Genomic DNA, 13,335 nt, shown 5'->3' on the forward strand with positions numbered 1-13,335 from the left:
CTCACTGAGCGGGGTTTTTTTATTGCCTGAAATTCTGCGTCTTGCTCAATATTTGTCTTTTTGTGGCTCTTGTGAGTCTCTCTTCCGCTGTTTTCGTTTGTGTATTTCGCTCATTTCAAACGGTTAGTGTGGGATGGGGCTACACATTGGATGCCGCTTAATGGTCATGGCTGCAAGCAAGCACCATATTGACCACCCCCTCTTCCATGTGCAGTTCGACCTTGAATCCCAGGCGCTTGGCTAGATTGATCATACCGCGATTGCTGGGCATGGTCATGCCTGATAGCTGTTCAATCCCCTGTTCTCTGGCGTAGCGAATAATCTTCTCCATCATCAGTTTACCGAGGCCAAGCCCCTTTAAATCGGAGCGTACCAGGATGGCGAATTCGGCATCACTGTGATCCGGGGTGCTGATGGCGCGCACGACACCCAGGATCTGATCCCGGAAATCACCATCCTGGCCAATGGCCACAAAAGCCATCTCGCGGTGGTAATCTATCTGGGTCATCCGTGCCAGCTCTTCATGCCCCAGCTCTCCCACATCCGCGAAGAAGCGTTTGTACCTGTCTTCATCGGACACTTGCAGTACGAACTGCTTGTGGGCCGGTTCATCCTCCGGGCGGATCGGCCGCAGCAGTATATGGCTCTGATCCTTGAGCCAGGCCCCCTCTTCAAGCTCGGTAGGGTAGGGGCGGATGGCCAGCCGATTGGGTGGCGATGCGCTGGGATCGGCCAGGGTGATGCTGGCATCCAGCACCACCATTTCGCTGTCGCATGCCTGCAGTGGGTGGAGATCCAGCTCCTGGATGTCGGGAAAAGCCAGTATCAGCTCGGAAAGCTGACAGAGCACCTGGCTGAGCGCATCGATATTCAGCCGCACTGGCGTCGCCTGCTCACGGATCTTGCGGCTCTTCATGGCACCGATGATTTGGTAACGAGCCAACGCCTGATTCAGTGGCGGCAGGGCCGCAACCATCTCCTGGGGCTCGGCTCCTGATTCTCCCAGCAGGATGACGGGGCCAAACACTGCATCCTGCTGGATCCGCACCCGCAGCTCCAGGCCGCCGCTGCGGCGTGCCATCCGCTGCACCAGCAGACCTTCGATGCGGGCGCCCGGGTCATGCTGCCGTACCCTGTCCAGAATGGCGTCGGCGGCTTGTGCCACCTCGGTCGAGGTGCGCAGGTTGAGCATCACGCCATGCACGGCAGATTTGTGGAAGATGTCGGGCGAACGCAGCTTGACCGCGACCGGGTAGCCAATCTGCTCCGCCGTCAAGGTGGCTTCGATGGCATCAGTGACGATCCAGGTCGGCAGAGTCGAGAGGCCGGCCGTTTGCAATATGGGGTGGGCGAGATGGGTATCCAGCCTCGACTGGTTGCGCTCTCTGGCCTGGCGAAGCAGCTGTTGGCACAACTCGATATTGAGCTGGTTGCCTTGCAGGGAGGCGGGAGTTTCCATCAACTGCTTCTGGTTGCGACGATATTCCACCATATGCATGAAGGCGGCCATGGCGCTTTCGGGTGTGCGGTAGGTAGGAATGCCCGCCTCGGTGAACAGCCTGCGCCCCTCCTGCGCCGAATATTCCCCGGCCCAGTTGGTCAGGATATTGAGCCGACGAGCTCTGGGATGTTGCTTGAGATGGGTGATGAGATGGTTTGCCAGCGGCGCACTGGGGGCGGTCAGCGAAGGCGCATGGATGATCAGGATGGCGTCTATCCCCTCCTCTTGCAGCAAGTGGTCCAGCGCCTCCTGATAGGTGGTGATGGTTGCATCGCTGCCTATGTCCAGCGGAGGGAGGGCAAGTTTGCCTCCACGCTCCAGCAGCACATCCATCGCCATGTTGGCCAGGCCCCGGCCATTGGAGATGATGGCCAGTCGCTCCCCCTTGAGGGTCATCGAATGGCTCAGGGTCTCTACCGCCGCAAACAGCTCGTGGGTATCTCTAACTCGCAGCATGCCGGCGCGGCGAATGGCGGCATCATAGACGTTGTCGAGGCCATGGCTTGGGTTGTGGCGACCGCTTTTGAGTATCAGGATGGGCTTGTTGCGCGACGCGGCCCGGGCGGCGGAGAGAAAGTGGCGGGCATCGTGCAGCTTGTCCATATAGAGCAGGATGGCGCGGGTTGTGCTGTCGCGGGAGAGTTGATCCAGCAGCTGGCCGAAGTCTATGTCACAGTGATCGCCGAGGGAGATGAAGGCAGAGAAGCCCAGCTCATGTTGCTTGGCCCAGTCCAGTATGGTGGCGCTGACGGCGGCCGACTGGGAGAGAAAGGCGACCTGGCCTGGCTTGGCCGTGATGGGAGAGAAGCTGGCGTTGATCCCTTGCCCGGGCAGCAGCATACCCATGCTGTTCGGTCCCAGCAGGCGGATGCCGTATTGCTGGCAGACCCGCTTCAGCTCCCGCCGTTCCTCATCGGAAAAGTCCCCTGCCAGTATGATGGCAGCCCCCGTGCCTTTCTGGCCGAGCGCTTCCAGCAGTGGCAGGACTCGTTCCCGCTTGGTGCAGATGATGGCGAGATCCGGCACCAGCGGCAGGCTGGCAACATCGGGATAGGCCAGCACGCCGGCGATGGCCTTGTCCTTGGGGGTGACGGGAAGTATGGGTCCCTTGAACTGCCCTGCCAGCAGGTGGCGGACGATCACATGACCCGCCTTGAGCGGGTCGGTAGAAGCGCCGATCACGGCAATTGAGTGAGGCTTGAACAGACGATCCAGACCGCTTGCTTTCATGGGCACTCCCGGCGAAAGGGGGAAGATACCAGTCTAATACCTCTTTGCAGCGGGTTCTGTGACCGGTTCCTGATCACTGTTTGTTCAGGGCATTGGCGCGCAGATAAAATCTCAGCTCGCCCTGCACCTGGCGGATTGCGCCCAGATGGCGATCCTGCAGATAGATATCCCGTTCCCTGTCCAGCAATGTGTTCGGGACCCCCATGCTTTGCAGGTACTCCTCGAACAGGGTTGCCCCTTTTATCTCGACCAAATGCTGTTTCATGGCTCTTCTCCCTGAATAGTCGGTCCCTTGTCAGCAGCCCGAGTCTGCGGTTATCTGCCGGTTTTTCCTATTGTCATATTTGACACGGGACGGTTCACACATCTGCCACGCCGCACTCCCCTCGAAACCGTGGGGCGTTATAGTAATGGGAGGCGTATGACATCCGGGTGCTAGAGCATGGTCAGGGCATGGCTACTGTGTATCACATTGATGGCGACCAACCTTGTGGCAGCTGAACAGCCGATCCGTGTCTGGAATCAGTTGCTGCAGCACCCCAATCCCGCCGTTCCCGAGTTGCTGCGCCTCTCCCTCGAACTCACCATCCCCGAATATGGCCCCTATCGATTGATTGCCAGCGCACCCATGGAGCAGGGGCGTGTGGTCAAGGAGATGAGCGGTGACGGTTCGGTGCAAGTGGCCGTGTTTGCACCGGACAGCGAGCGGGAGCAGGATCTGCTGGCGGTGCATATCCCGCTGGCCAAGGGGCTGCTGGGATGGCGGGTCTGCCTGATCCGGCAGGGAGATGAGGGGCGCTTTGCCAATATCCAGTCCCTGGCACAATGGCAGCAATCCGGGTTGACCATTGGCCAGCACAGATTCTGGCCGGATACCGAGCTGCTCAAGGCGAATGGTCTGAAGGTGGTGGTGGGCAGCTTGTACGACGTATTGTTCAACATGTTGCGCAAGCGGCGCTTCGACTGCTTCCTGCGTTCCGTCATCGAAGTCGAGGACGAGCTCAAGGCGCACCCCTATCTGGCCATCGAGCCGCACCTGGTTTTTCGTTACCCGCTGGCCTTGCTGTTCTTCGTTTCGCCCAAATACCCTGAGCTCGCGCAGCGCATTGAGCTTGGGTTGCAGCGGGCGCGGCAGTCAGGTGCCTTTGAGCAGGTATTCGAAGAGTCGTTTGGCAAGACGGTGCGGAATCTGAAGCTGGAGCAACGGACGCGCTTTGAACTGCATAACCCCGGATTGCCGCTGAGCAGCCGGCCCATGATGGCCGACCCAACCCTCATCTACAATCCGGATCAACGCAGCGCCCCCTGATTCTGGGCAGTGTCCCAGAAGGCACGGATGAGGGGCTCCTCAAGCCGTTTGCGTGAAACCACTATGCCGACGTCGAATGGCTTGAGTGCCGGCTTGGGTTCGACGATGCGCACCTTCTCGCCCATTGGGCTGTGATCGATGACGGCGGCGGGTACCAACCCCACACCGCAGCCAAGCGCCACCATGGCGACGATCCCCTCGTTGCCCACCACTTCGGCATAGATGTTGGGGGCTATCCCTTTGTTGCGAAACCACTGGTCACTGCGTTTGCGGGCCAGCCCCTGTTCCGAGAGGATCAGGGGCAGCCGCTCCCAGTCCGGTTCTCCCTGATGAAACCACTGGTTGAGTTGGGGGGCGTTGCGCGGGGCGATAAAGACCAGCGGGACCCGCTGCAGGCTGGCAAATTCCAGTTTGGCGGGCAGGGCATCCGGGCGGGCTGCGATGGCCAGATCGACCTCATCGGCCAGGATCTTGTCCACCGCCAGCGCCGGGTCGCCGGTTTCCAGCTTGATCTCCAGCTGGGGGTAGCGACGGCGAAAGCGCTCCAGTACCTCGGGCAGCAGAAAGTAGCTGGCGGTGACCGAGCAGAAGACTCGCAATCGCCCTTGCAGCGGTTCGTCGTTGCGTTTGAGCTCCTGCTTGAGCTGGCGCCACTCCTGCAGCAATCCACCACCAAACTCGCGCAGCTTCTCGCCGGCCGGGGTGAGGCGCACGCTGCGGTTATCCCGTTCGAACAAGACGCAGCCGGTTTCCTGCTCGAGGCGCTGGATGGCGCGGCTCAGGGTGGAGGGGCTGACCGCCATGGCATCGGCGCTCTTGCCGAAGTGGAGGGAGTCGGCGAGGTGGAGAAACAGCTCGAGGTTGCGAAGGTCCATCTTTTTTCTTCCTGCTGTGGCCTGCTTTGCCGAGTCAATCTGCCCGGGTCATCGCTTCCACCCATTCAGAAAATAGGGGGAAACAGCCCGACATTGCGCAGACTCACATTTCAATTCCTGCAACGTACTGTTTCGAATATATCAGTTCAGGCAATATGTGTCCCGCGCTATAGTGGTTCAGACAACGCCGTCACCGGCATGGAATCAATCGAACGGAGCAATCACCATGGCTAACTATTTCAACACCTTGAACCTGCGTCAGCAGTTGGCCCAGCTGGGCAAGTGTCGTTTCATGCAGCGCGTGGAATTCGCCGACGGCTGCGACGTGCTGAAAGGCAAGAAGGTGGTGATTGTGGGCTGTGGTGCCCAGGGTCTGAACCAGGGCCTGAACATGCGCGACTCCGGGCTGGATATCGCCTACGCCCTGCGCAAGGCCGCCATCACCGAGAAGCGCGCCTCCTGGCAGAAGGCTACCGACAACGGCTTCGCGGTCGGCACCTATGAAGAGCTGATCCCGACCGCCGATCTGGTGCTGAACCTGACGCCGGACAAGCAGCACTCCGACGTGGTGAAAACCGTTATGCCGCTGATGAAGCAGGGCGCCGCACTGGGTTACTCCCACGGCTTCAACGTGGTGGAAGAGGGCCAGCAGATCCGCGCCGATATCACAGTCGTCATGGTGGCGCCCAAGTGCCCGGGTACCGAAGTGCGTGAAGAGTACAAGCGCGGTTTCGGCGTACCGACCCTGATCGCCGTTCACCCGGAGAACGATCCCAAGGGCGAGGGCATGGCCATCGCCAAGGCGTGGGCCTCCGCCACCGGCGGCGACCGTGCTGGCGTGCTGGAGTCCTCCTTCGTGGCGGAAGTGAAATCCGACCTGATGGGCGAGCAGACCATCCTCTGCGGCATGCTGCAGGCCGGTTCCCTGCTCTGCTACGACAAGCTGGTTGCCGAAGGCACAGACCCGGCCTACGCCGGCAAGCTGATCCAGTTCGGCTGGGAGACCATCACCGAAGCCCTGAAACAGGGTGGCATCAGCCTGATGATGGACCGCCTCTCCAACCCGGCCAAGCTGCGCGCCTTCGAGCTCTCCGAGCAGCTCAAGACCCTGATGCGCCCGCTGTTCGAGAAGCACATGGATGACATCATCGCCGGCGAGTTCTCTCGCGGCATGATGGCCGACTGGGCCGAGGATGACATCAAGCTGCTGACCTGGCGCGAAGAGACCGGCAAGTCTGCCTTCGAGAATGCCCCAGCCTATGCTGGCAAGATCGCGGAGCAGGAGTACTTCGACAATGGCGTGGTGATGGTGGCCATGGTCAAGGCGGGTGTCGAGCTGGCGTTCGAGACCATGGTGGCCTCCGGTATCTACGAGGAGTCTGCCTACTACGAATCCCTGCACGAGCTGCCGCTGATCGCCAACACAGTTGCTCGCAAGCGTCTGTACGAGATGAACGTGGTCATCTCCGACACAGCCGAATATGGCAACTACCTGTTTGCCAACGCCGCCGTGCCGCTGCTGCGTGAACACTTCATGCCGACCCTGAAAGCGGGCGACCTGGGTGCCAGCCAAGCCGAGAGCCAGAGCGTGGACAACCAGGCGCTGCTGGCGGCCAACGAGGCGACTCGCAACCACCCGATCGAGAAGATCGGTCAGGTACTGCGTGGCTACATGAAGGACATGAAGCGCATCGCTGTCGGCGGTTAAGCCTGCATCGGGCTGGATGATGAAGGGGCGGGGATGACGATCCCCGTTACTGCCCGGCTTGGACACCTGGCCAGTCCTCCGGATCATGTAAGCAGACCGACTGATAGCCATAAAAAAGCCCCGCTCATCGAGCGGGGCTTTTGCATTCAGGTCAGCCGGGAAAATCAGGCCTTCCAGGCTTTCCAGGTGTTGATCAGGCCGTTGGTGGAGCAGTCGTGGCTGGTGACAGCCTCGTCGGTGCCCAGCTCCGGCAGGATCTTGTTGGCCAGCTGTTTGCCCAGCTCCACGCCCCACTGGTCGAAGCTGAAGATGTTCCAGATTGCGCCCTGCACGAAGATCTTGTGCTCGTACATGGCGATCAGGGCACCCAGGGTTTTCGGGGTCAGGCTCTTGAACAGGATGCTGTTGGTCGGGCGGTTGCCTTCGAACACCTTGAATGGCACCAGATCCTTGACCTGCTCTAACGTCTTGCCAGCGGCCAGGAATTCGGCCTCTACGGCTTCCTTGCTCTTGCCGAAGGCCAGGGCCTCGGTCTGGGCGAAGAAGTTGGCCAGCAGTTTCGGATGGTGATCACCGATGGGGTTGTGGCTGATGGCCGGGGCCAGGAAGTCACAGGGGATCAGCTTGGTGCCCTGGTGGATCAGCTGGTAGAAGGCGTGCTGGCCGTTGGTGCCCGGTTCACCCCAGATGATGGGGCCGGTCTGGTAGTCGACCTTGTTGCCGTTGCGATCCACGTACTTGCCGTTGGACTCCATGTTGCCCTGCTGGAAGTAGGCGGGGAAACGGTGCATGTACTGGTCGTACGGCAGGATGGCTTCGGACTCTGCGCCGTAGAAGTTGTTGTACCACAGGCCGATCAGGGCCAGCAGCACCGGCACGTTCTGCTCATAGGAGGCGGTGGCGAAGTGCATATCCATCTCGAAGGCGCCTTGCAGCAGGGCCTCGAAGTTGTCGAAACCGACCGACAGGGCGATAGGCATGCCGATGGCGGACCAGGAGGAGTAACGGCCGCCAACCCAGTCCCAGAACTCGAACATGTTGTTGGTGTCGATACCGAACTCGGCCACGGCCTTACCGTTGGTGGAGAGGGCTGCGAAGTGCTTGGCAACGTGGGCCTTGTCACCGGCATGCCCCAGGAACCAGTCGCGGGCGCTCAGTGCGTTGGTCATAGTCTCCTGGGTGGTGAAGGTCTTGGAGGCCACCAGGAACAGGGTGGTTTCCGGATCGATCTTCTTCAGGGTCTCGGCGATGTGGGTGCCGTCGACGTTGGAGACAAAGTGCATCTCCAGGTGATTCTTGTAGGGGCGCAGGGCCTCGGTGATCATGACGGGGCCGAGATCGGAGCCGCCGATGCCGATGTTGACCACATGCTGGATCGACTTGCCGGTGTAGCCTTTCCACTCGCCGGAGATGACCTTCTCGCAGAAGCCCTTCATCTTGGCCAGCACGGCGTTCACTTCCGGCATCACGTCCTTGCCGTCCACCTCGACCGGGCGGTCGGAGCGGTTGCGCAGGGCCACGTGCAGCACGGCGCGCCCTTCGGTCATGTTGATCTTCTCGCCATTGAACATGGCGTCGATGGCGCTGCGCAGATCGGTCTCTTTGGCGAGATCGATGAGCAGCTTCAGGGTCTCTTCGGTGATCAGGTTCTTGGAGTAATCCACCAGGATGTCGCCGCCGAAGGTGAGGGAGAACTTGTCAAAGCGCTTCGGGTCCTGCGCGAACAGATCCTTGAGACGAGTCTCTTTGTTAGCTGCAAAATGGGCTTCCAGTGCCTGCCAGGCCTGGGTTTGGGTTGGATTGATGTTTTTCATAGGATTCCTGAAATGCCAAGTTGTGTTTGAACCTTGCAGGCAAGGCCCCGCCAAACCTTATTATCCGAGCATTATAGCGAGCCGGCTGGCCGGCTCATGTAACAGAGTTTTACCGATTGTCTTTTACAACCTTGGGTCACCGTGGGGAGTGTACACCCTGAAAGTCGGGATTATGAGTCACGAAAGCAAGCCGGATCTTGCGCTCGCTCATGAATGGGGCCAACCCGGGAGTGTGAAATGGTTTTCATATCGCCGGCCGGGTTATGTGCAGCCGGGGCACCCCAAAAACGACAATGCCAGCCCGAAGGCTGGCATTGTGAGCAAGGGGATGGATTCATCACTCCTCGGCTTTGGCGGTGTGCATGACCATCTGCGGGAAGGGGATCTCGATACCCTCGGCATCGAAGGTCAGCTTCACCTTCTCGTGGAAGTCGAACCAGACACCCCAGTAATCACCGGTTTTCACCCAGGGGCGCACCACGATATTTACTGAAGAGTCGGCCAGGGCGGCGACGGCGATGGTAGCGGCCGGATCTTTCAGGATGCGCGGTTCTTCGTTCACCAGACGCTCAAGGATCTGCTTGGCCTTGCGCAGGTCGGAGCCGTAGCCGATGCCGAAGGTCATGTCGACGCGACGGGTATCCATGCGCGAGTAGTTGACTATGGTGCCGTTGAGAATGGCGGAGTTCGGTACCACGACCATCTTGTTGTCACCGGAGGTGAGGGTGGTGGTGAACAGCTGCACGGACTGCACTACGCCCGCAGTGCCAGCCACTTCGATGAACTCGCCCGCCTTGATGGGGCGGAAGATGATGAGCAGGAAGCCGGCGGCGAAGTTGGACAGCGAGCCCTGCAGCGCCAGACCGATGGCCAGACCGGCGGCACCAATGATGGCCACGAAGGAGGCGGTCTGAACCCCGACCCGACCCAGTGCCGCAATTACCACGAACACCAGGATGGCGTATTTGAGGATGCTGCCGACGAACTCGGTGATGGTAGCGTCGAGCTTGCGGCTCTTCATCACCTTGACCACGCCACCGCTGATCAGGTTGGCGGCGATATAGCCCACCAGCAGGGTCAGCAGGGCGGCGGCGATGTTGACGGCATACTCGATCAGCAGGCCCTGGTTGTTGACCAGCCAGGTCTGTGCTTCGGTGATGATTTCGGGTTCCATAGGAGATCCTGTCAGATGCTAAAGATTGATAACGGATGAATCTAACATTGCAGTGCGACAGACTGGGTCGCATCTGGTGCTTATTTTCTACCGTAAAAAGTTGCCACAAAAAGGAAGGGAGGCCAAGGCCTCCCTTCTCATATGGGTTCGTGCGGGCTCAGCTTTGCAGCAGCTGGTTGCGGATAAATTGCCACTGATCTTCAAACCAGACGGTCGGTTTGATCTTGAACTCGGAACGGACGTACATGGTTGATCCGTCCCTCCGGCTCAGCTTTGCAGCAGCTGGCTGCGGATAAATTGTCACTGATCTTCGAACCCGGCAGTGGGTTTTATCTTGAACTCGGAACGGACGTATATGGTTGATCCGTCCCTCCTGCTCAGCTCTGCAGCAGCTGGCTGCGGATGAATTGCCACTGATCTTCGAACCCGGCGGTGGGTTTGATCTTGAACTCGGAACGGACAAACTGACTAATCCGTCCCTCGGTGTAGGCCAGCAACAGATTGGCCAGCATGGTCTCGTCGAGCTGGAAGCCCTGGCCTTCCCGCAGCCGTTTTTCCCGCAGCACCTGCTTGATCTGGGTCTCCAGCTTGTCGAACAGGATGCTGATGCGATCCCGCAGCCGATCGTGTTCACCCAGCAGGGCATCGCCATTGAGGATGCGGGTGATGCCCGGGTTGCGCTCGGCGAAGACCAGCAGCAGCTGCAGGATGTGGTGGCAGCGGGCCATGGTGTCTTTCTCTTCCGTCATGATGAGATTGACCCGTGACAGCAGGGAATCCTCGATAAAGTCGATCAGCCCCTCGAACATCCTCGCCTTGCTGGGAAAATGTCGATAGAGGGCGGCCTCAGAGACACCGACCTCGGCTGCCAGGCGAGCCGTGGTGATACGCTGACCCGGACTGGTTTCCAGCATGTGGGCGAGCGCTTGCAGGATCTGGTCGCGCCGACTCTGTTTCTGATTACTGCTTGCCATGGATTCCCCTAAAAAAACAATGGCTTGATTCTGTTATTAGGCACCGCCCCAAGGGGCTGTGTGGTCTTGTTATTGGCGACCAGAGGAACCAAAACCGCCTTCACCCCGTTCGCTCTGGTTAAACTCCTTGACCAGTTGGAAGCTGGCCTGAACTACCGGCATGATCACCAGCTGGGCGATGCGTTCGCCGGGTTGCATGGTGAAGCTCTCCTTGCCACGGTTCCAGACCGAGACCATCAGCTGGCCCTGATAGTCGGAATCGATGAGACCGACCAGGTTGCCCAGCACGATGCCGTGTTTGTGGCCGAGGCCAGAGCGGGGCAGGATGGTGGCACACAGACCGGGATCCTGGATGTGAATGGCCAGACCGGTCGGCACCAGGGTGGTATCACCGGGGGCCAAGGTCAGCGGCGCATCCAGCAGGGCACGCAGATCCATGCCGGCAGAGCCCGGAGTGGCGTAGGCAGGCAGCGGGTACTCGGTGCCGATACGGGCATCCAGGATTTTCAGTTCAATTTGTGTAGTCATGAATCGTTTTTTCAATTGGATCTTGTGTGGGCACCCCGTCTCTGCACTGCAAGGCGGGGTGTCATGAGTCTTGCGTTATCGGGAGCCCATGGCGACCCGGCGCTCAGCGCCGGTAGTGGCGCGCAATCAGGGCGACGAGATGACGGGCCAGCGTCAGCTTGTCGGCCAGTGGCAGCGGAGCATGACCCCCTTGCCAGAATACGGTCAGGGCGTTGTCATCGGCATTGAAGCCTTGCCCTTCGCGAGACACGTCGTTGGCGGCGATCATGTCCAGCCGTTTGCGTCGCAATTTGTCGAGGGCGTATTGTTCCACATCCACGGTTTCGGCGGCAAATCCCACCGTGAACGGCTTGTCTGGTAGTGCCCCTACGGCGGCGATGATGTCGGGATTCTTGACCAGGGTCAGCGCCATCTGGTCGTTGTCGCCAGTTTTCTTGATCTTCTGGCTGGCCACCTGCTCGGGGCGATAGTCGGCCACGGCGGCGCATCCGATGAAGAGATCGCACTCGCCAACCCGGCTCATCACCGCCTCATGCATCTGCAGGGCGCTCTCCACATTGATGCGCTCCACCCCGCTCGGGGTCGCCAGCGCCACCGGACCGCTCACCAGGGTCACCTCGGCCCCCGCCTCGCGGGCGGCGCGGGCGATGGCGTAACCCATCTTGCCGGAGCTGTGGTTGCTGATGTAGCGCACCGGATCGAGCGCCTCGCGGGTCGGCCCCGCCGTCAGCAGCAGCTTGACCCCTGCCAGCAGTGGCTCGCCGGCCAGTTGCTGGCAGCAACGTTCCACCAGTTCGAGAGGATCCAGCATCCGGCCCGGGCCCACGTCACCGCACGCCTGACTGCCGGAGTCCGGCCCCCACAGCAGGATGCCGCGGCTGGCCAGGGTCTTGAGGTTGGCCTGGGTGGCGGCATTGAGATACATCTGCTGGTTCATGGCCGGGGCCAGCGCCACGGTGGCCGGAGTCGCCAGGCAGAGGGTGGTGAGCAGCTCGTCGGCCATGCCGGCCGCCATGCGGGCCATCAGGTTGGCGCTGGCGGGAGCGATCAGCACCAGATCGGCCCATTTGGCCAGCTCGATATGGCCCATGCCGGCCTCGGCGGCCGGATCCAGCAGGCTGTCGGCCACCGGGTGGCCGGAAACGGCCTGCAGGGTCAGCGGGGTGATGAACTCCTTGGCGGAGCGAGTCATCACCACCCGAACCTCGGCGCCCTGATCTTTCAGGCGGCGCACCAGCTCGGCACTCTTGTAGGCGGCGATGCCGCCGCTGACACCCAACAGGATGCGTTTATCGGCCAATCTCATCTGCTGTATCTCTATCCGGCTCATTCTGACTGGTCGGCTAAGATACCACAGGCTGGGAGTGACGACAGAGATTGACTTGGGGGAGTTGTGGCCGAGCTCCCGCGATTTTTTGCTATGTTTTTTCTCAACAGGGACGAGGGAGAGACAAATGAGCATCAAAGAGTGGCCGGAGGATGAGCGCCCGAGGGAAAAGCTGTTGCGCCAGGGGCCTGCGGCGCTCTCCGATGCCGAATTGCTGGCCATCTTCCTGCGCACCGGCGTCAACGGCCTGAGCGCGGTGGATCTCTCCCGCCAGCTGCTCAGCCAGTTCGGTTCGTTGCGTACCCTGTTGGGGGCCGACCAGCGTGCTTTCTGTGATGCCCATGGCCTGGGGCCGGCCAAATACGCCCAACTACAGGCGGTATTGGAGATGGCCAGGCGCTATCTGGCGGAGCGGTTGCAACGGGGCGAAGCGCTGACTTCTCCCCAGCTGACCCGGGACTATCTACAGGCCCAGTTGCGGGATCGGCCGCGGGAGGTGTTTGCGCTGTTATTACTCGATAACCAGCACAGGGTCATCCAATTTGTCGAACTTTTCTACGGCACCATCGATTCGGCGAGCGTCTGGCCCAGAGAAATCGTGCAGATCGCGCTCAAACATAATGCAGCCGCTGTGATTCTGGCGCATAATCACCCGTCCGGCGTCGCCGAGCCCAGTAGGGCCGACCGCCAGATCACGGATCGGATCACGGCCGCCTTGGCCCTGATCGATATCAGAGTGCTGGATCACTTGGTGATCGGTGATGGCATCACGGTTTCTTTTGCCGAGCGCGGTTGGTTATAACTGTGCTCTGGCGCCGTATTAGTTGATCTTTGATCACGGATGCTGTATAAAATGCCGCCTTCTGTTTGCCCCGCAATCGAAGGCCAGCGGGGC

General features: G+C 60.3%; 11 protein-coding genes. 3 read left to right on the top strand and 8 right to left on the bottom strand.

What is annotated here, in order from left to right; genetic code table 11:
* Nucleotides 1–157 precede the first annotated feature (157 nt).
* Both BN1123_RS11790 and BN1123_RS11795 read right to left on the bottom strand, forming a co-directional pair.
* The gene (locus BN1123_RS11790) at nucleotides 158–2,731 is read right to left on the bottom strand and encodes a bifunctional acetate--CoA ligase family protein/GNAT family N-acetyltransferase (protein ID WP_042027207.1); all 2,574 of its coding nucleotides are present in this window, start codon (nucleotides 2,729–2,731) and stop codon (nucleotides 158–160) included.
* 73 nt (nucleotides 2,732–2,804) lie between these two features.
* On the bottom strand, nucleotides 2,805–2,996 hold the full coding sequence (locus BN1123_RS11795) for a hypothetical protein (RefSeq protein ID WP_042027209.1): 192 nt from the start codon (nucleotides 2,994–2,996) through the stop codon (nucleotides 2,805–2,807).
* Nucleotides 2,997–3,173: 177 nt separating this feature from the next.
* Between BN1123_RS11795 and BN1123_RS11800 the strand changes: the two genes are divergently transcribed.
* A complete protein-coding gene (locus BN1123_RS11800; RefSeq protein ID WP_042027210.1) occupies nucleotides 3,174–4,040 on the top strand; it encodes a type 2 periplasmic-binding domain-containing protein in 867 nt (288 codons plus the stop codon).
* On the opposite strand, the gene ilvY is transcribed toward BN1123_RS11800, so the two are convergent.
* Nucleotides 4,022–4,915: an HTH-type transcriptional activator IlvY gene (ilvY, locus tag BN1123_RS11805; RefSeq protein WP_042027211.1), complete on the bottom strand. Its 894-nt coding sequence runs from the start codon at nucleotides 4,913–4,915 to the stop codon at nucleotides 4,022–4,024. The two genes, BN1123_RS11800 and ilvY, sit on opposite strands and share 19 nt — an antisense overlap.
* 226 nt (nucleotides 4,916–5,141) lie before the next feature.
* Between ilvY and ilvC the strand changes: the two genes are divergently transcribed.
* Nucleotides 5,142–6,623: a ketol-acid reductoisomerase gene (ilvC, locus tag BN1123_RS11810; RefSeq protein WP_042027212.1), complete on the top strand. Its 1,482-nt coding sequence runs from the start codon at nucleotides 5,142–5,144 to the stop codon at nucleotides 6,621–6,623.
* Nucleotides 6,624–6,787: 164 nt separating this feature from the next.
* Here the strand turns inward: ilvC and pgi are convergent, their stop codons facing one another.
* The 5 genes from pgi to coaBC all read right to left on the bottom strand — a co-directional run bounded on the left by pgi (nucleotide 6,788) and on the right by coaBC (nucleotide 12,419).
* A complete protein-coding gene (pgi, locus tag BN1123_RS11815) occupies nucleotides 6,788–8,437 on the bottom strand; it encodes a glucose-6-phosphate isomerase (RefSeq protein ID WP_042027213.1) in 1,650 nt (549 codons plus the stop codon).
* 337 nt (nucleotides 8,438–8,774) lie between these two features.
* Nucleotides 8,775–9,611 carry a small-conductance mechanosensitive channel MscS gene (mscS, locus tag BN1123_RS11820; protein WP_042027215.1) on the bottom strand — a complete coding sequence of 279 codons (837 nt, stop codon included), beginning with the start codon at nucleotides 9,609–9,611 and terminating at the stop codon, nucleotides 8,775–8,777.
* Between the two features lie 377 nt (nucleotides 9,612–9,988).
* Complete coding sequence (gene slmA, locus BN1123_RS11825) at nucleotides 9,989–10,585, bottom strand: nucleoid occlusion factor SlmA (protein WP_042027216.1); 597 nt, start codon at nucleotides 10,583–10,585, stop codon at nucleotides 9,989–9,991.
* Nucleotides 10,586–10,654: 69 nt separating this feature from the next.
* Nucleotides 10,655–11,113: a dUTP diphosphatase gene (gene dut, locus BN1123_RS11830; protein ID WP_042027217.1), complete on the bottom strand. Its 459-nt coding sequence runs from the start codon at nucleotides 11,111–11,113 to the stop codon at nucleotides 10,655–10,657.
* 103 nt (nucleotides 11,114–11,216) lie between these two features.
* Nucleotides 11,217–12,419 carry a bifunctional phosphopantothenoylcysteine decarboxylase/phosphopantothenate--cysteine ligase CoaBC gene (coaBC, locus tag BN1123_RS11835; protein WP_042027218.1) on the bottom strand — a complete coding sequence of 401 codons (1,203 nt, stop codon included), beginning with the start codon at nucleotides 12,417–12,419 and terminating at the stop codon, nucleotides 11,217–11,219.
* A gap of 148 nt (nucleotides 12,420–12,567) precedes the next feature.
* Between coaBC and radC the strand changes: the two genes are divergently transcribed.
* The gene (gene radC / locus BN1123_RS11840) at nucleotides 12,568–13,242 is read left to right on the top strand and encodes a RadC family protein (RefSeq protein WP_042027220.1); all 675 of its coding nucleotides are present in this window, start codon (nucleotides 12,568–12,570) and stop codon (nucleotides 13,240–13,242) included.
* Nucleotides 13,243–13,335 lie beyond the last annotated feature (93 nt).

Source organism: Aeromonas enteropelogenes (genome assembly GCF_000819845.1).
Classification (GTDB): domain Bacteria; phylum Pseudomonadota; class Gammaproteobacteria; order Enterobacterales; family Aeromonadaceae; genus Aeromonas; species Aeromonas enteropelogenes.

Bases quoted from the DNA above. Each gene is read 5' to 3' on its own strand.
- radC (WP_042027220.1), top strand. From the start codon at position 12,568: ATGAGCATCAAAGAGTGGCCGGAGGATGAGCGCCCGAGGGAAAAGCTG.
- ilvC (WP_042027212.1), top strand. From the start codon at position 5,142: ATGGCTAACTATTTCAACACCTTGAACCTGCGTCAGCAGTTGGCCCAG.
- dut (WP_042027217.1), bottom strand. From the start codon at position 11,113: ATGACTACACAAATTGAACTGAAAATCCTGGATGCCCGTATCGGCACC.
- ilvY (WP_042027211.1), bottom strand. From the start codon at position 4,915: ATGGACCTTCGCAACCTCGAGCTGTTTCTCCACCTCGCCGACTCCCTC.
- pgi (WP_042027213.1), bottom strand. From the start codon at position 8,437: ATGAAAAACATCAATCCAACCCAAACCCAGGCCTGGCAGGCACTGGAA.
- coaBC (WP_042027218.1), bottom strand. From the start codon at position 12,419: ATGAGATTGGCCGATAAACGCATCCTGTTGGGTGTCAGCGGCGGCATC.
- BN1123_RS11795 (WP_042027209.1), bottom strand. From the start codon at position 2,996: ATGAAACAGCATTTGGTCGAGATAAAAGGGGCAACCCTGTTCGAGGAG.
- slmA (WP_042027216.1), bottom strand. From the start codon at position 10,585: ATGGCAAGCAGTAATCAGAAACAGAGTCGGCGCGACCAGATCCTGCAA.
- BN1123_RS11790 (WP_042027207.1), bottom strand. From the start codon at position 2,731: ATGAAAGCAAGCGGTCTGGATCGTCTGTTCAAGCCTCACTCAATTGCC.
- mscS (WP_042027215.1), bottom strand. From the start codon at position 9,611: ATGGAACCCGAAATCATCACCGAAGCACAGACCTGGCTGGTCAACAAC.
- BN1123_RS11800 (WP_042027210.1), top strand. From the start codon at position 3,174: ATGGTCAGGGCATGGCTACTGTGTATCACATTGATGGCGACCAACCTT.